At 67.3% G+C, this 16,458-nt stretch carries 14 protein-coding genes; 4 read left to right on the top strand and 10 right to left on the bottom strand.

Going from position 1 to position 16,458, the window contains the following annotated elements; translation table 11 throughout:
- Positions 1-27: 27 nt before the first annotated feature.
- The 6 genes from tsaD to ACQCSW_RS06920 all read right to left on the bottom strand — a co-directional run bounded on the left by tsaD (position 28) and on the right by ACQCSW_RS06920 (position 5,419).
- A complete protein-coding gene (gene tsaD, locus ACQCSW_RS06945) occupies positions 28-1,176 on the bottom strand; it encodes a tRNA (adenosine(37)-N6)-threonylcarbamoyltransferase complex transferase subunit TsaD (RefSeq protein ID WP_426990090.1) in 1,149 nt (382 codons plus the stop codon).
- Positions 1,173-1,712, bottom strand: coding sequence for a ribosomal protein S18-alanine N-acetyltransferase (gene rimI, locus ACQCSW_RS06940; RefSeq protein ID WP_426990089.1), 540 nt, complete (start codon positions 1,710-1,712; stop codon positions 1,173-1,175). The genes tsaD and rimI overlap by 4 nt, the downstream gene beginning before the upstream one ends.
- 2 nt (positions 1,713-1,714) lie before the next feature.
- Complete coding sequence (gene tsaB / locus ACQCSW_RS06935) at positions 1,715-2,386, bottom strand: tRNA (adenosine(37)-N6)-threonylcarbamoyltransferase complex dimerization subunit type 1 TsaB (RefSeq protein WP_426990088.1); 672 nt, start codon at positions 2,384-2,386, stop codon at positions 1,715-1,717.
- Entirely contained in the window at positions 2,386-2,964 is a 579-nt protein-coding gene (tsaE, locus tag ACQCSW_RS06930) for a tRNA (adenosine(37)-N6)-threonylcarbamoyltransferase complex ATPase subunit type 1 TsaE (protein WP_426990641.1), read from the bottom strand. Before tsaE ends, tsaB begins: the two co-directional genes overlap by 1 nt.
- Before the next feature lie 17 nt (positions 2,965-2,981).
- A complete protein-coding gene (gene alr / locus ACQCSW_RS06925) occupies positions 2,982-4,247 on the bottom strand; it encodes an alanine racemase (protein ID WP_426990087.1) in 1,266 nt (421 codons plus the stop codon).
- Between the two features lie 80 nt (positions 4,248-4,327).
- A complete protein-coding gene (locus ACQCSW_RS06920) occupies positions 4,328-5,419 on the bottom strand; it encodes a carbohydrate kinase family protein (RefSeq protein WP_426990086.1) in 1,092 nt (363 codons plus the stop codon).
- Positions 5,420-5,489: 70 nt separating this feature from the next.
- Between ACQCSW_RS06920 and ACQCSW_RS06915 the strand changes: the two genes are divergently transcribed.
- Positions 5,490-6,920: a 6-phospho-beta-glucosidase gene (locus ACQCSW_RS06915; protein WP_426990084.1), complete on the top strand. Its 1,431-nt coding sequence runs from the start codon at positions 5,490-5,492 to the stop codon at positions 6,918-6,920.
- Between the two features lie 13 nt (positions 6,921-6,933).
- Here the strand turns inward: ACQCSW_RS06915 and ACQCSW_RS06910 are convergent, their stop codons facing one another.
- On the bottom strand, positions 6,934-7,122 hold the full coding sequence (locus ACQCSW_RS06910) for a hypothetical protein (RefSeq protein ID WP_426990083.1): 189 nt from the start codon (positions 7,120-7,122) through the stop codon (positions 6,934-6,936).
- 119 nt (positions 7,123-7,241) lie between these two features.
- Here ACQCSW_RS06910 and mshA point away from each other — a divergent pair, with 119 nt between their 5' ends.
- The 3 genes from mshA to ACQCSW_RS06895 all read left to right on the top strand — a co-directional run bounded on the left by mshA (position 7,242) and on the right by ACQCSW_RS06895 (position 11,300).
- Positions 7,242-8,507 carry a D-inositol-3-phosphate glycosyltransferase gene (mshA, locus tag ACQCSW_RS06905; protein WP_426990082.1) on the top strand — a complete coding sequence of 422 codons (1,266 nt, stop codon included), beginning with the start codon at positions 7,242-7,244 and terminating at the stop codon, positions 8,505-8,507.
- A gap of 50 nt (positions 8,508-8,557) precedes the next feature.
- On the top strand, positions 8,558-10,240 hold the full coding sequence (locus ACQCSW_RS06900; RefSeq protein ID WP_426990081.1) for a formate--tetrahydrofolate ligase: 1,683 nt from the start codon (positions 8,558-8,560) through the stop codon (positions 10,238-10,240).
- A 307-nt stretch (positions 10,241-10,547) separates the two neighbouring features.
- Complete coding sequence (locus tag ACQCSW_RS06895) at positions 10,548-11,300, top strand: DUF559 domain-containing protein (protein ID WP_426990080.1); 753 nt, start codon at positions 10,548-10,550, stop codon at positions 11,298-11,300.
- 81 nt (positions 11,301-11,381) lie between these two features.
- On the opposite strand, the gene ACQCSW_RS06890 is transcribed toward ACQCSW_RS06895, so the two are convergent.
- The 3 genes from ACQCSW_RS06890 to ACQCSW_RS06880 form a co-directional block, all read right to left on the bottom strand.
- Complete coding sequence (locus ACQCSW_RS06890; protein WP_111906578.1) at positions 11,382-12,467, bottom strand: inositol-3-phosphate synthase; 1,086 nt, start codon at positions 12,465-12,467, stop codon at positions 11,382-11,384.
- A 157-nt stretch (positions 12,468-12,624) separates the two neighbouring features.
- Positions 12,625-13,662, bottom strand: a complete 1,038-nt coding sequence (gene mgrA, locus ACQCSW_RS06885; RefSeq protein WP_426990078.1) for an L-glyceraldehyde 3-phosphate reductase — start codon at positions 13,660-13,662, stop codon at positions 12,625-12,627.
- Between the two features lie 50 nt (positions 13,663-13,712).
- On the bottom strand, positions 13,713-16,379 hold the full coding sequence (locus tag ACQCSW_RS06880; RefSeq protein ID WP_426990077.1) for a hypothetical protein: 2,667 nt from the start codon (positions 16,377-16,379) through the stop codon (positions 13,713-13,715).
- Between the last annotated feature and the right edge of the window lie 79 nt (positions 16,380-16,458).

The raw sequence follows: 16,458 nt of genomic DNA, 5'->3' as shown, positions 1-16,458 counted from the left end.
ATAGAGCAAATGGGATGAATCGTCGGGTCAGGCGGGGAGTGACACCGCGGTGACCGGCATCGAGGAGTCCGGGGCGAAGCGGATGCCGCTGGGCCTGATCCCGGCCATCACCAGCTGCGCACCGAGGGCAGCCACCATGGCGCCGTTGTCTGTACACAGGTCCAGCGGCGGCACGTGGAGTTTGATGCCGGCGGACGCACAGCGCTGACCGGTGAGTTCCCGCAGCCTGGAGTTGGCCGCCACTCCCCCGCCCAAGAGCACATCTTTGATGCCGTGCTCGCGGCAGGCCAGGACAGCCTTGGACGTGATCACATCCACCACCGCTTCCTGGAAGGCTGCGGCGATGTCGGCCACCGGCACCTCCTCGCCACGGGCCTCGAACTGCTCGACGCACCTCGCCACCGCCGTCTTCAGGCCGCTGAAGGACCAGTCGTAGCGGTGCTTTCCCGGTTCCTCGGCGGTGCCCATGTACTTGGGCTGGCTGAGGCCGCGCGGGAACCGGATGGCTTTGGGGTTACCAGTGTGGGCCAATTTGTCGATAGCCGGGCCGCCCGGGTAGCCGAGGCCCAGGATGCGGGCCACCTTGTCGTAGGCTTCGCCGGCAGCGTCGTCGATGGTGGAGCCGAGGAGCTGGACGTCGCTGGTGATGCTGTTGATCTTCAGGATCTCAGTGTGCCCGCCGGAGACCAGCAGGGCGCCCAGGTTCTCGGGGAGACGCCCGCCGTGGCCGAGCCCTGAGGCAAGAGTGGCGGAACGGCCGGCCCCACGGCCGGCGCCAGCACCGCCGTCGGGGTTTCCGTCCAGCAGCCCGACGCCGACATGCGCCACCAGGTGGTTGATGGCATACAGCGGCTTTCCGGTGGCCACGGCCATGGCCTTCGCGGCGCAAACCCCCACCATTAGGGCGCCTGCTAGCCCGGGCCCGGAGGTGACGGCGATGGCGTCGATGTCCTCCAGCGTCACAGCGGCTTCGGCGAGGGCCTGGCGCAGGGTGGGCACAAAGGCATCAAGGTGCGCGCGGGAGGCTATCTCGGGGATCACTCCGCCAAAGCGAACGTGCTCGTCCATTGAGGAAGACACAGTGTTGGTGAGCAGCGTGGTGCCGCGGACGATCCCGACGCCGGTTTCGTCGCAGGAGGATTCGATGCCCAGCACCAGGGGCTGCGAGCGGTTCATGCCTGGCCTGCTTCTGTTGAGGGATCAAGGGCTGGTGCGGAGTCGGCTGGTGTGGGGTCCGGCACTGAGCCTTCGGGGACCATCTGCAGTCGCATGATCAGGGCGTCAACCCCGTCGCGGTAATACCCCCGGCGGACGTGGATCTGTTCGAAGCCGAACCGCAGGTACAACTGCTGCGCCCGGGGATTGTCCGCACGGACCTCCAGGAGGACGTCCGCCGCCCCGCGGTGCCGGGCTTCCTCAATCAGCCGGGTCAGGAGCGTTGAGCCGATGCCCCGGCCTTCGAATTCAGGCACGACGGCGATGGTCTGGACATCCGCGATGGGCTCGATGCACATCAGGCCGGCGTAGCCCACAATGTCCCCGCCGCTTTCCGCCACCAGGTAGCGGCGCGTTTCGCGCTGGGAAAGTTCGGACAGGAACATGTGCAGCGGCCAAGCGTCAGCCGGGAACAGCCGCTGTTCGAGAGCGTCCACGGCGGGCACGTCATCCAGGGTCATGTCCCGAAAGACCACTCCGTCAGCACTGGTCGGCATGCTCACAGGGCCCGCTTTCGCGGGCCGGGCACCTGGGCGTCGGATTCCCGGAGGTACAGGGGCGTGGAGTCGAGCAACTGCGCGCCGGCGGCGAGCCGGGCCAAGGCGAACTGTCCGAGGTAGAGGGCGTCCGGCTGTTCGTTGCTGAAGCCAGGGTCTGCGCGCAGCACATCACTGTAGAGTCCGGCGCCGGCCCCGTAAGCCGGGAGGTCCGGCAGGTCCGCGGCGAAACTGACATGCGGACCGTCCTCAAGCTGCGGCAACTGGCCGTCGGCGAGGCTGTAGCGCGCCCAGTAGACCTCCTTGCGCCGGGCGTCCGTGACCACCAGGAATTCGGCCGCGGCATCGGTGGACTCTGCCACTTCCAGCGCCACGGCGTCCAGGCTCATCAGCCCGTACAGCGGTTTGTCCCACACGAAGGCGAGCGTCCGGGCGGTTGCGATCCCGGAGCGCAGGCCAGTGAACGGGCCGGGGCCCACGCCTGTCACGATGGCGTCGATGTCCCGGCCGGTGACGCCGGCAGAGGCAAGGAGGTCCTCGATGCCGGGGGCCAGCACTTCGGCGTGGCTGCGGGTGTCCTCGGTGGAGAAGCTGGCCACCACGCCTTCGAGGGCGTCGTCCGAGACGAGTGCCGCACTGGCCACGGCGGAGGTATCGATGGCGAGAATGAGCATCAAGGTGTCCCTTTGATGGCGCCGCCCAGCGCAGGCCGCGAACTCCAGCGGGGACCAAAGCCGCGCATCACGATGGTGCGGGGTTCGTCGAGGTCCTCGGTGTCAAAGTCGAGGATTTCGGTGTGGCCGGGCATTGGTTCCGCGGCGCCTATGGCGTCCAGCCCGATTGCCCGGTGTAGGTCCACTTCCAGCCGGCTCTCGCTCAGGTGCTCCACCCGGCCGCGCCCCCACTCCACCACGGTCACGGACGAGTCCAGCGTGTTTTCCAAGTCAATGTCGTCAATTTCCGACGCCGAGCCCAGCCGGTACGCGTCAACGTGCACCAGGTCGGGGCCACCGGGTCGCCGGCCGTCGGGCAGGTTGGGGTGGATACGGACCAGGACAAACGTGGGCGAGATGATGCCCGCCCGCACGCCCAGGCCTTCGCCAAGCCCCTGCGTGAAGGTGGTTTTCCCGGCACCCAGCTCGCCGGTCAGCACCAACAGATCCCCGGACTGAAGCTCCGCCCCTAAAGCGGCACCGAGCGCATGCGTCTCATCCGCCGTCGTGACTCTCAGCGTCTGTTCCCAGGTTGGCATCTCTGCCGGGAGCACGCTCACGGTGTTGCCTGCCCGGCGCCGGGATTGACCACGTCGGGCGCATCGCCGGCTGGGCTGCTGCCGGGAACCTCGACGACGGGGCTGTCGTTAATGACCCGGCGCGGCACCCGCGGGCTGATCCGGGTCACGATCTCGTAGTTGTTGGTGCCGGCGGCGACCGCCCAGTCGTCCGCCGTGGGCCCGCCGTCGTCCCCGTTGCCGAACAGCACCGCCTCGGCGCCGAAGAGGTCCGCGCCGGCGGGGCCGATGTTGCCGAGGTCGATGACCATCTGGTCCATGGCTATCCTGCCCACCACGGGGTAGGTCCGGCCAGCCACCCGGACCGGACCACCGGTGGCGATGCGGGGCACACCGTCGGCGTATCCCAGCGGGATCAGCGCCAGGGTGCTGGGGCCGCTGGTGCGGTAGCGCAGGCCATAGGAGACGCCCTGCCCGTCGGGGACCTGCTTGCATTGGGACACCAGGGTGCGCAGCGTCATCGCGGGGCGGAGGCCCAGTTCGGCGGACGTCTGCCCTTCAAAGGGCGAGAGGCCGTAAATGCCCAGCCCTACGCGGACCAGGTCAAAGTGCGTATCGGGGCGGGACAGTGTGGCCGGGGTGTTGGCCAGGTGGCGGACTTCGGGGTCCACGCCGGCGTCCTCGGCCAGAGCCAGCACCTCGCGGAAAGCCGCCAACTGATCATCGGTTTCCGGCCGTTCGGGTTCATCCGCCACGGACAGGTGGGAGAAGATGCCCACCACCCGCAGGAGGCCCTGGTCCTGGTACTCCATGGCTTCGCCCAGCAACTGGTCCCAGGCATCGAGCGTTGCGCCGTTCCGGCCCAGGCCTGTGTCCACTTTCAGGTGGATGCGTGCGGGACGCTCCTGGTCACGCGCGGCGGCCACAATCCGGTCCAGTTCCCAGCCGGAGCAGCCGATGTCGACGCCTGCAGCCACCGCTGCGGCGAAGTTGCTTTCCGCCGTGTGCAGCCAGGCCAGCAGCGGCGCCTCGATGCCCGCGGCCCGCAGTGCCAGCGCCTCGGAGATATGTGCGACGCCCAGCCAGGATGCGCCGGCTTCGAGGGCGGCCCGGGCCACCGGAACCGCGCCGTGCCCGTAAGCGTCGGCTTTCACCACCGCCATGACCTTGGCGGGTGAGGCCGCGTCCGCCAGCCGCCGCACGTTGTGGCGGATGGCGTCCAGGTCGATGACGGCGGACCGCTCGTACAGAGGATCAGGTCCTGAGGCCGCGCTGAAGTCACCGGTTGTTGAGGGATAAGTCACCTTAGTGATTCTAGTGCGGGCGCTCAGTGCGGGATAATCGCGCTGCGTTCCGCGCGTTCCCGGCGCCCCGGCGTAGGGCGTCAGGCATCGGACAGGTGCGCGATGGTGGCGGTGGCGCGGCGCTGCGCCGCGAGCGGGACGTCGCTGACAATGTCGGCGAGGAAACCGAAGCGGCGGAGCCACTGGCTGCTCTGGCGTTCCGGCCGGGAGTTGGCCCGCTTCCACCAGTCGGCGATGTCGCCCCAGCCTGGCGCCGCCAGCGAACCGCCCACCTCCTGCACGGCCAGGGAGGCGCAGAGGTTGGCGAAACGGAGCCGGTTGCCCAGCGGCCAGCCGGCAAGGCTGCCCACGATGAAGGCCGCGTCAAAGCAATCGCCGGCCCCGGTGGGATCAAAGGCAGTCACCGGCAGAGACGGCACCCACTCTTCCTCCCCCGTTTCCGAGTCCACAGCCATGGCACCCTGTGCACCGAGTGTCACCACGGCCACGGGCACGCGGTCCGCCAGCGCGTACAGCGCGGACCACGGGTTGTCCTTCCCCGTGAACGCCATGGCCTCACGCTGGTTGGGCAGGAAAGCATGGAAATACTGCAGGTTTTCCAGCCGTACCGGAGCCCACTCCCCGCTGGGGTCCCAGCCCACATCCCCGAACAGCTTGACCCCCGCCTGGTGCGCGGCCACCGCCCACGGCTCGATCTCAGCGTCCAACGCGGCAATGCCGGCGAGTGCAGGGGGCGGCGACCCGATCAGTTCCGACGACGTCACGGGGGCCGGGTGGCCATGCGTCACCAGGGAACGGTCGTTGTGGACGCTGAGCGAGACGGTGACCGGGGAATGCCACCCAGGAATGCGGCGCGACAGGCTCAGGTCCACGTGTTCCTGCCCGGCCAGGATTTTCCAGTTGTAGTCGCCGTAGCCGTCGTCGCCGAAGGCGGCTGCCAGTCCCGTGCGCAGTCCCAGCCTCGCCGCCGCAATGGCCTGGTTCGCGACGCCGCCCGGGCAGCTGCCCATGCCTTCGCTCCAGATTTCCGTGCCCGGCTCGGGCGCGTGCGGCAGTCCGGTGAAGATGATGTCCTGGAAAACCGTGCCCGCCAGCAGCAGGTCGAATCCGCCGTCGGACGGTGTGCGGACGGTTGAGAGCGGATCGAAGCGGCGGTCCGGGATGGCGTCCATGTCCGGCACACTACGCCCTGCCGCGGCCCCACGGTAGGGGCGCGCCCGGCGGCCCCCTAGACTGCTGACTATGCGGCTTATGATTGCCGGCGGCGGCGGATTCCGCGTACCGCTTGTGTACCGGGCGCTGGCGTCCGGCGCGTTTGCGGGGCTGGTCAGCGAACTCGTGCTGTTCGACGTCGATCCCGCCCGCCTCAGCGCCATCAGCGCGGTGCTGCGCGCCATGCCCGAGTCCGACGGCGGTGCTGCCGCCGGCGCCAACGAGCGTGCCCAACCGCCCGCCGTGCGTATCACCACGTCACTGCCGGAGGCCCTGGCGGGTACAGACCTGGTGTTCGCGGCCATCCGCCCCGGCGGCACGGCCGGCCGGATCAAGGACGAACGCGTGGCTCAGGACCTTGGCCTGCTCGGCCAGGAAACCACCGGCGCGGGCGGCATTTCCTACGCCTTGCGCACCATCCCCGAGATGCTGCACCTGGCACGTCAGATGCGGGAGCTCTGCCCGGAGGCCTGGCTGATCAACTTCACCAACCCGGCTGGCATGGTCACCGAAGCCCTGCTGCCCGTCCTCGGCCGGAAGGTCATCGGGATCTGCGATTCCGCGGGCGGGCTGGTGCACCGGGCGGCCCGCGCGGCCGGCATGCCGCTGCCGGACGGAAGGCTCGACGGCGTGGGTTACTTCGGTCTCAACCACCTGGGCTGGCTCTACCGGCTGGAGTCCGGCGGCCGGGATCTGCTGCCCGGGCTGCTGTCAGACCCGGCCGCCCTAGGCACCTTTGAGGAAGGCCGGCTCTTTCCGCAGCCGTTCCTCAAGGATCTCGGCGTCCTGCCCAACGAATACCTCTATTACTACTACCAGCGGGACAGCGCCGAAGCGGCCATGCGCGCCATGGCCCAGACCCGCGGCGAGTCCATCCACCACCAGCAGGCCGAGCTGTATCCGCGGCTCGCATCTGCAGGGGCCGATGCGTACAAACTGTGGGACGCGGCCCGCCGCTCGCGGGAGGAAGGCTACCTCGCGGAGGCACGGACCCACGGCGAGCAGCGCGACGAGGACGACCTCGCCGGCGGCGGCTACGAACGCGTGGCTCTGGCCGTGATGCGCGCATTGGCGGGGGCCGGGGATGCCCAGCTGATCCTCAACACCCCCAACATGCTTCCGTCCGATCCTGGCGGGGCAACCACCCCCGGAAGCACCACCCCGGAACCGGCAATTCCGGGACTGCCGGCGGACGCTATCGTCGAGGTCCCCTGCACGGTAACGCCCGACGGCGCGGTGCCGCTTCCGCAGTCAGCCCCGGGACCGGAGCAACTCACCCTGCTCCGGCGCGTCAAGGAGGTGGAGCGGCTCACTGTCCGGGCAGCGACGCACGGAGACCGGGCGGACGCCGTCGGCGCTTTCAGCCGGCATCCTCTGGTGGACTCCCCCGCCTTGGGCGCCGAGTTGCTGGCCGGCTACGAGCGCGCCTTCCCTGCTCTGCCTGGGGTTTGGCGCGGCTAGAGCTTCCGGTACATCACGTGCCGGGGGCGTACTTGAACCAGCGGGCACGGGCGTCTGCCTCTGTTGTGTCCCGGTCCCAGGTGAACGTCTCGCCGGACCGGATGACGGGCTCCAGCACGGCCCACATGCCGCGCCAGTCGGCGTCCGTGGCGTGTCGGATCAAGTATTCTGCGGAACTGGGCGGAGTGGTGGCTGCGTTCACACGCGCCACGTTTAGCAGCAGGTCACGTGCCGGGAGGCCGCCCGGGAGCGGCTGGAGTAGTGTTTTACCGAGTGGGCAACAGCGGGCCCACGCCGCGCCAGTGGTGGGAAGGAGAAGCCATGACAGTGATCCGCAGGGTCGCGTTGCTCTCCCTCCATACCTCCCCGATGGAGCAGCCAGGCTCCGGCGACGCCGGCGGGATGAACGTCTACATCCGGGAGCTGGCCTCTGCGCTCGCCGAGACCGGCGTGGAGGTGGAGATCTTTACGCGCTCCACGTCAGCCAAGCAGGCCGCCGTCGAACATCCGGACCCCGGCGTGTGCGTCCATAACGTCCTGGCCGGGCCGCCGCGGAAGATCCCCAAGGAAGAACTCCCGGCACTGCTCCACAGCATGGTGGCCGAGATCGAGCAGATCCGCCGGCGCCAGCCGCACGGCCGCTATGACGTCATCCATTCGCATTATTGGGTGTCCGGGATCGCCGGCCTGGAGCTCTCCGAGCTCTGGGGCGTGCCGCTGGTCCACACCATGCACACCATGGCCAAGGTCAAAAACCTGCTGCTGGAGTCCGGCGAACAGCCCGAGCCGCGGCGGCGCGAAGATGGCGAGCACCGGATCGTCGACGGCGCCGCCCGCCTGATCGCCAACACCACCGCCGAGGCCGAAGAGCTGGTGTCCCATTACGGCGCCGATTACGACCGCATCGATGTGGCGCCGCCAGGCGTGGACCTCAGCACGTTTACGCCTGCGTTCCGGGCGCGGTCCCGGGCGGAGCGGGGTGTTTCGCCGGAGACGTTCCATTTGGTCTTCGCCGGCCGGATCCAGCGGCTGAAGGGCCCTCAGGTCCTGCTCAAGGCCGCGGCCCTGCTGCGGACCCGGCGCCCCGAGATCGATCTCCGGCTCACCATCCTGGGTGCCCTCAGCGGAAACAAGGATTTCAACCTCCGGCACCTGATCGCGGAGTCTGGAATGGACGACGTCGTCACGCACCTTCCCCCGGTCATCGCGGCTGACCTGGCGTCCTGGTTCCGGGCGGCCGACGTTGTGGTGATGCCTTCTTACAGCGAATCGTTCGGGCTGGTGGCCATTGAGGCGCAGGCCTGCGGGACGCCCGTGGTGGGCACCCGGGTGGGCGGACTGCCCCGCGCCATCTGCCATGGCCGGACCGGGCTGCTGGTGGACGGGCACCACGCCTCGGACTGGGCGGACGCGCTCGAAGCCCTGTACGACGATCCGGACACCCGGGCCGACATGGGGCGGGCCGCGGCCATCCGGGCGGAGAACCTGGGCTGGCAGCGCACTGCCGCCATCACGCTCGAAACGTACCACACCGCCGTCGAACAGCATCTGGGCCACCGGCTGATCCCGGCGGTCCCGGCACCGTGAGACGCGGGCAACCGCCGTCGGCCCTTACCGGCCTCAACCAAAGGACAAGGATGTCTGAACGGAATACGCTGAGCGACCTCGAGATCGCACGGCAGGCCACCATGAGGCCCATCGAGGAGATTGCAGCTGCCGCGGGCATCAACGCCGCCGCGCTGGAACTGTACGGGCGGTACAAGGCGAAGGTTGATCCGGCACGGCTGACTGCTTCCGCGCCGGCCGGGAAAGTGGTGCTGGTCTCGGCGATGTCGCCCACGCCCGCTGGTGAGGGGAAGTCCACCACCACGGTGGGGCTCGCTGATTCGCTGGCCCGGGCCGGGCACAAGGTGATGATCGCGCTGCGGGAACCCTCACTGGGCCCCATCCTCGGCATGAAGGGGGGCGCCACCGGCGGCGGCTACTCCCAGGTGCTGCCCATGGACGAGATCAACCTGCACTTCACCGGTGATTTCCATGCCGTGACCTCGGCGAACAATGCCCTGATGGCGCTCGTGGACAACCACATCTATCAGGGCAACGAGCTGAACATCGACCCCCGGCGGATGACGTTCAAACGCGTCCTGGACATGAATGACAGGTCGCTCCGCGAGGTCATCATCGGCCTCGGCGGGCCCACCCAGGGTGTCCCCCGGCAGGACGGCTTCGACATCACGGTGGCTTCGGAGATCATGGCGGTTTTCTGCCTGGCCACCAGCCTGGCTGACCTCCGCGAGCGCCTGGGCCGGATCACGTTCGGCTACACGTACTCCCGGGTTCCGGTCACCGTGGCGGACCTCGGCGTCCAGGGCGCCCTGACCCTGCTCCTGAAGGACGCCATCAAGCCCAACCTGGTGCAGTCCATTGCCGGCACTCCCGCGCTGGTGCACGGCGGCCCGTTCGCCAACATCGCGCACGGCTGCAATTCGCTGATAGCCACCCAGACGGCGCGGCGGCTCGCGGACATCGTGGTCACCGAGGCCGGCTTCGGCGCCGACCTGGGCGCGGAGAAGTACATGGACATCAAGGCGCGGATCGCTGACGTGGCGCCGTCCGCCGTCGTAGTTGTGGCCACCGTCCGCGCGCTCAAGATGCACGGCGGCGTGGCCAAGGACCGGTTGACTGAGCCGGACCTTGAGGCGCTGCAGGCTGGCGTCGCGAATCTCCGGCGGCACGTGCACAACGTGGAGAAGTTCGGGGTGGCGCCAGTGGTGGCCATCAACAGGTTTTCGTCCGACACCGCAGAGGAGCTGGACTGGCTGCTGGAATGGTGTGCGGCCGAGGGGGTCCAGGCCGCGGTGGCGGACGTCTGGGGCCGGGGCGGCGGCGGCGATGGCGGCGACGAGCTGGCGGCGAAGGTGGCGGCCGCCGTTGCTGCGCCGAACAGCTTCCACCATCTGTATCCCTTGGACCTGCCTGTGGAGGAGAAGATCCGGACCATAGCGCAGGAGATCTACGGGGCCGACGGCGTGGACTTCTCCGTCCCTGCCCTGAAGCGCCTGGCTGACATCGAAAAGAACGGCTGGTCCGGGCTGCCGGTCTGCATGGCCAAGACCCAGTACTCCTTTACGGATGACGCCTCCCGGCTGGGGGCTCCCAAAGGCTTCACCGTGCACGTCCGCGACCTCATCCCGAAGACCGGCGCGGGTTTCATCGTGGCCCTGACCGGTGCCGTCATGACGATGCCAGGCCTTCCAGCCGCCCCCGCCGCAATGCGCATGGACGTGGACGACGCCGGCAACCCAGTAGGCCTCTCCTGACCCTCCCTCCCCTCCCCTTTACCCGGTTTGCTCTATCACTTTTCGCTCTCATTCCGGCGGTTTAGCGACCAAAACTGATAGCGCAACAGAGGGTGTGGATAACTTCTGCGGGCGGCAGCGGCTTCGGGCAACAATGGTGCACATGCGCCCATCCTCGCCCCTGCCGACTCATCTTTCTTCCGTCCCGTTCACTGTCCATGAGGGGCGGGCCGCCGGTCTGAGCAACGGCAGGCTCCGCTCGTCAGACCTTGCCTCGGAAGGACGGTTGCTCTATCTGCCGACTGGCTGGGACTTTGAAATTCGGGAGTTGGCCAGAGCGCTCTCGGCAGCCACCCCGGGCGCATGGATCTCGCACCTGACCGCCGCAGTTTTGCTCGGACTCTGGCTTCCTACCTGGTTCCGCGACTGCCGCGAACTCCATCTGAGCAAGCCCAGGACATTACCGCCCGTACGGCGCAAGGCCGTGGTGGGCCACACTGTCCTGGCCTTTGAGCAGGAGGTCATGGAGCTGGACGGGATGCGAATCTCCACACCGGCCCGGACCTGGCTTGACCTTGCCGGCATCCTTCCGCTGGAGGATCTGGTAGCCGTGGGTGACCAGTTGGTCCGTCAGCCCCGGCCCGGCCTCGAAGACCGCGTGGAGCCTTGGTCAACGCTTCCAGAGCTGCACGAAATGCTGAAGAGGCACCCGAAGCTTAAGGGCATCGTGAAGGCCAGGGAGGCTGCAGAGCTCATCCGCCACGGCTCAGATTCTGCACCGGAGACCTTTCTGCGCCTGGCCCTGACTGCTGCAGGCCTTCCCGAGCCGGAACTGCAGCTGCGGGTTGTGGAGGATGACCCGTATTCGCCGTCGGCAGATTTGGGATATCGCGCACAACGGATCGCCATCCAGTACGACGGCGGCCAGCACCTGACCCGCGAGCAGCAGTCGCGCGATAATCGCCGCGACGAATCATTCAATGCTGCCGGCTGGAGGTACTTCAAATTCAACGCGGACGATCTCGCGCGGGACTTCCGCCGTGCCGTCATCCAGGTCCGGATTGCGGTCCAGTCCCGTTAAAAGCCAGTTGCCCTATCACTTTTGGTCGCCAAACCCGAGGTTCGGGGACCAAAAGTGATAGAGCAACCAGAAAGGAAGTGGTTAGCGCTCGAGGTCTCCGCGGATGAAGGCCTCTACCTTTTCACGGGCGAGGTCGTCGTTGAACTGCTCCGGCGGGGACTTCATGAAGTAGCTCGAGGCGGAGAGCAGCGGGCCGCCGATTCCGCGGTCCAGGCCGATTTTGGCAGCGCGGATGGCGTCGATGATCACGCCCGCGGAGTTGGGTGAGTCCCATACTTCGAGCTTGTATTCCAGTGACACGGGTGCGTCACCGAAGTTGCGGCCCTCGAGGCGGACGAAGGCCCACTTGCGGTCGTCGAGCCACTGGACGTAGTCGGACGGGCCGATGTGGACGTTGCGCGGTGCAATGTCGGCTTCAACGTTGGACGTCACGGCCTGGGTCTTGGAGATCTTCTTGGACTCGAGGCGGTCGCGCTCCAGCATGTTCTTGAAGTCCATATTGCCGCCGACGTTCAGCTGGTACGTGCGGTCCAGCGTGACGCCGCGGTCTTCGAAGAGCTTGGCCATAACACGGTGCGTGATGGTCGCACCGATCTGGCTCTTGATGTCATCGCCCACGATCGGGACGCCGGCCGCGGTGAACTTGTCGGCCCATTCCTTGGTGCCGGCGATGAACACGGGGAGGGCGTTGACGAACGCCACGCCGGCGTCGATGGCAGCCTGCGCGTAGAAGTGGGCAGCATCCTCGGAACCAACCGGGAGGTAGCAGACCATAACGTCTGCCTTGGATTCGCGGAGCGCGGCGACGATGTCAACGGGCTCTTCGGCGGACTGTTCGATGGTCTCGAGGTAGTACTTGCCGAGCCCGTCGAGGGTGTGGCCGCGCTGGACGGTCACGCCGGTGGGGGGCACGTCGGCGATCTTGATGGTGTTGTTCTCGCTGGCCAGGATGGCGTCGGCGAGGTCCACGCCCACCTTCTTGCCGTCCACATCAAAAGCGGCAACAAACTGGACATCGTTGACGTGGTACTTGCCGAACTCCACGTGCATCAGACCCGGGATCGTGGCCTGGGGATCGGCGTCGCGGTAGTAGTGCACACCCTGGACGAGCGAGGCGGCGCAGTTACCCACACCAACGATGGCAACACGAATCGGATTTGCAGACACGGAACTCCTTCGAAGACAACTTCAGCCGCGGGGACGTTCAGTACCGGAAAGTACGACGGCGGCACGCTGGCAGTGCGCCATTCGGCGCCTTTTCATCTTACCCAACCAAGCGGGGGCCGGGATTGTTCCCGGTCCCGCCAGTTGAAGCGTTACGTGGTTACGTCTGCTTCCACAGGTTGATGTCCGATTCCACGGCGAACTGGTCGATGGCATTAACCTCGTCGGCGGTGAAGTCCAGGTTGTTGACGGCGGACAGGGTGTCTTCCAGCTGCCGGACGCTGGATGCGCCGACGAGTGCGGATGTCACGGAGGAACCCTTGCCCTGCTCGCGGAGAATCCAGGCAATGGCCATTTGCGCCAGGGTCTGGCCCCGGCCCTCGGCGATCCGGTGGAGCCCGCGCACGCGGTCCAGATTCTCGGCGGTGATCATGGCTGAGTCCAAGGACTTGTCCTGTGCCGCCCTGGAATCTGCGGGCACGCCGTTGAGGTAGCGGCCCGTGAGCATCCCCTGGGCCAGCGGTGAGAACGCGATGCAGCCGGCGCCCACCTGCTCCAGGGCCTCGTAAAGGTTGGGGCTGCCGTTCTCGGTCCAGCGGTTCAGCATGGAGTAGCTGGGCTGGTGGATCAGCAGCGGCGTGCCCAATTCCTTCAGGATCCGGGCCGCTTCCAGGGTCTGCTGCGGGGTGTAGGACGAGATGCCGGCGTACAGGGCCTTGCCCGAGCGGACGGCCTGGTCCAGCGCGCCCATGGTCTCTTCCATCGGAGTTTCCGGGTCCGGTCGGTGGCTGTAGAAGATGTCCACGTAGTCCAGGCCCATGCGCTGCAGGGACTGGTCGAGGCTGGCCAGCAGGTACTTGCGGGAGCCCCAGTTGCCGTACGGTCCAGGCCACATGTCGTAGCCGGCCTTGCTGGAGATGATGAGTTCGTCGCGGTACGGCCTGAAGTCGTCCTTGAAGTGGCGGCCGAAGTTGGTCTCGGCGGCGCCGTAGGGCGGGCCGTAGTTGTTCGCGAGGTCGAAGTGGGTGACGCCCAGATCGAAGGCGCGGCGCAGGATGGCGCGCTGCACTTCGAAGGGCTTGTCGTCGCCGAAGTTGTGCCACAGGCCCAGGGAAATGGCCGGCAGCTTCAGTCCGCTGCGTCCGACGCGGCGGTAGGGCATGGATTCATAGCGGGTTTCCGCGGGTGAATAAGTCATACGTTCCATCCTGCCACCAGTGACCCACGCGACAGACCGCAGGGGCATCGTTACGGCCCCGGGGCCGGCAGGGAATTGACGACGGCGGCAATCGCCTCGTCGTATTGGGGCGCCTGCAGGTAGTCGCTGTGGCTCACTACGAGGAACTGGTACGTGAACGGATCCATCTCCTGCGCGTAGGGGTCCGTCCCAATGTTCTCGGCACCTCCCGGGCCCATGTACAGGACAGGGAAGCCGAGGTAGTCGGTCTTGCGGTACAGGTTCACCCACCGGTGGGCGCCGGCGCCGAGGATGTGGCTGAGGTTCACGTCGAACTGAACGCTCGGATCGCCCGTGACTATACGCTCGTCGTCCGGGCTCCCTGCGGCGGTGAGTTTTGTCCGCGCGACCGGAGCGGTGGCGAGGACGGCCGGCCCCAGGAGTTCAGGGAAGAAACGGCCAAAGTAGGATCTCAACTGGGTTCCGTAGGTCAGCAATCCGATCCGGTTGAAAGGCAGGTCAGGCCGCGTTGACTTCAGATGGAACAGCGCGCTGACGGCGATCACCGCCCCGAGGCTGTGCGCCGAGATCGCCACCAGCCCGGTCTTGGCAGGCTGAGGTGCGCCGTCGGCGCCATCCAGCCAGGCCGCGATCCTGGCGGCAAATTCGGGGACCGCCCGCTCGCCGTAGCTGGGAGGACCGAACGGATGGGCGGTCTTGGGCATAAAGCACATCAGATCCCAGAGGAGTGCCAGTGGCCGGGAGTTCGGCTTGGCCGACATCACGGCGAGCGAAACAATAGTGGCGCCGGCCGCAGCCAGGCCCAGGACTCCCATGCTTTCGATAAGCCCATAGAGCCTAGCCACCGCGCCGGTACTCCACCAGTCCTTGAAAGTCCCCAGAATAAGGGCAGACAGCAGTCCCAGGAAAATGAGGATGGCCAGCAACGACACCACGGCCTCCGCCCGGTGAGCGAGGGAAGCGGTCCGCCGGGCCGCCACCAGTTTGCGGCCGGCTGCTTCCTGTTGCGGCAAGGGCGGAACAGCATCATAGGCGGACAGCAGTTCCGAGACTGCGGCCTCCTGCGTATTCCACGTCATCGAACGCACTGCCCGCCACGTGCAAACTCCCCATGCGACGGCCCCCGCGACGATCACTGCCAGCAGCAGCCCGCTAAATAACGTGAAGACCGACGGCGGTATCAGGACATCGCCAGCCACGGGCCCAAACCGCCACATCCCGTCGTCCGTGGCAGCACGCCGCTCGAGGTTGCGCTGCAGCACGGTGGCAGCGGCCCCCACAATCGCGCAGCTCAGGATAGTCGCCGATCCCAGTGCGAGTGTCGAGAAAACAGCCGAGCCTTTGCCCCGCCAGCCGAGGGTCCGCTCGTCATAGCCCTGCCTTCGGAGCCAGCTCATGGTGAGGATCAATACCAGCATCACGAACATGAGCCCGGCCGGGGCAGTGCCGAGTCCCAGCATGCGCGCTGCGCCAGGGACCCCGCCGTCGGGAGCCCCTGAAAGAACGGCGGCCAGCCCGGCCGCCAGGACGCTCATGATGGCTCCGCCGGCAATCGGGCCCATCCATGATGAGCCGTCCCGGGAGGGCATGTCCGGATTGTCCGAGGACTTCCGGACCGTCTCAATCCCCGCAAGCACCACCGCACCCGCCGCGACCAGCCATGCGGCCATCATTAAGATCCCGTCCAGGCCGATTCGCCCGGGCGCCAGCGGGACGCACTCCGTGAAGAATGTGCCCAGGCTTCCGCAGGCGACGCCGTCGATCCGTGTCCAGAAGCCGTCCCACGCGATGATGGCGCCAACCGCAGCCAGCGACGCCCACACGTGCAGCCACCCGTTGTAGCGGATCTCCTTCCGCGCTTCCCAGAGATTCCGGATCATCAGGGTAGGGAGCGCTAATATTTCCTCGCCACTTGTGCCGGCCACCATCGGAGCACCGTTACCGAGGTTCGGGCGAGGGTGGAACCGTGTCCGCGCCAGGTAGGCGATGGCTGCCAGAACGGCCACCGCCACGACGGGTATCAGGGCGAGCAGGACGATGCGCTGGCCCCGGGTCCAGCCGGCCAGGCCGTCCAGGAAGGCCGGCAGCGCGGAGCAGACGCGGCGTTCCTGGTCCGGAACGTCGGCCGGAAAACACTGGACGGCGATCAGGTCCATGGAGACCACGGCCGCCGTCACCACAAAATAGAGGGTCAGAACCAGCGCGAACAGCCTGATCCGTCCCGCGCCGTCGCGCCCGCGGGGCATCTCGACTGCGTAATCGATGCGCGGTTCCGCCTGCCCGGACATTGGATCGGCACCGGCCTGCTGCTTCACGGCGGGCAGCGGCCGGCTCCAGTAGGCCGCATTGGTCAGCCCGAAAGGCATTAGCAGGAACCACGCCGTCCGGACTGCGGCATCGGCGATCCTGCCGGCCATACCTACCCCCGTGAAGCGCGCCAACCGGCCCCACGAGTACGCCTCCACCATCCGAGGGCTGCCACCGTTACCTGCGGTACCGGACGCGACGGCCACGGCGCCCTCGGCCCCGGCGCCCGCCTCAGGCTTAACCCGGTAGAAGCCCGCGAGCTCGTCACCCCAGGCGAGCTCAACGTCGTCGGGCTTAAGCGACCGGTTGCCGGACCGGAGGAGCTCGTGGGGCGGGGTATTGCGGATGCCATGGATGCGGAGTTCAAGCGTGGCAGGAACCTTCGACGCGTTATCCACTGGGTCACCCATGACGGCCTCCATCGCCCGTACGCAAGTCACCGAGCCGCCTATTACGGCTGGTCAGTACGGGAATAGTACGCCCAGGTAA

Origin of the sequence: Pseudarthrobacter sp. Y6 (genome assembly GCF_050156205.1) — a bacterium.
Taxonomy (GTDB): Bacteria; Actinomycetota; Actinomycetes; order Actinomycetales; family Micrococcaceae; genus Arthrobacter.
This window is presented reverse-complemented; position numbering and strand designations above follow the sequence as displayed.

Excerpts from the sequence above, each read along its gene's own strand:
- ACQCSW_RS06915 (WP_426990084.1), top strand. The coding sequence starts at position 5,490 with ATGCGGCTTATGATTGCCGGCGGCGGCGGATTCCGCGTACCGCTTGTG.
- mgrA (WP_426990078.1), bottom strand. The coding sequence starts at position 13,662 with ATGACTTATTCACCCGCGGAAACCCGCTATGAATCCATGCCCTACCGC.
- ACQCSW_RS06880 (WP_426990077.1), bottom strand. The coding sequence starts at position 16,379 with ATGGGTGACCCAGTGGATAACGCGTCGAAGGTTCCTGCCACGCTTGAA.
- tsaE (WP_426990641.1), bottom strand. The coding sequence starts at position 2,964 with ATGCCAACCTGGGAACAGACGCTGAGAGTCACGACGGCGGATGAGACG.
- tsaD (WP_426990090.1), bottom strand. The coding sequence starts at position 1,176 with ATGAACCGCTCGCAGCCCCTGGTGCTGGGCATCGAATCCTCCTGCGAC.
- tsaB (WP_426990088.1), bottom strand. The coding sequence starts at position 2,386 with ATGCTCATTCTCGCCATCGATACCTCCGCCGTGGCCAGTGCGGCACTC.
- ACQCSW_RS06900 (WP_426990081.1), top strand. The coding sequence starts at position 8,558 with ATGTCTGAACGGAATACGCTGAGCGACCTCGAGATCGCACGGCAGGCC.
- mshA (WP_426990082.1), top strand. The coding sequence starts at position 7,242 with ATGACAGTGATCCGCAGGGTCGCGTTGCTCTCCCTCCATACCTCCCCG.
- rimI (WP_426990089.1), bottom strand. The coding sequence starts at position 1,712 with ATGCCGACCAGTGCTGACGGAGTGGTCTTTCGGGACATGACCCTGGAT.
- ACQCSW_RS06920 (WP_426990086.1), bottom strand. The coding sequence starts at position 5,419 with ATGGACGCCATCCCGGACCGCCGCTTCGATCCGCTCTCAACCGTCCGC.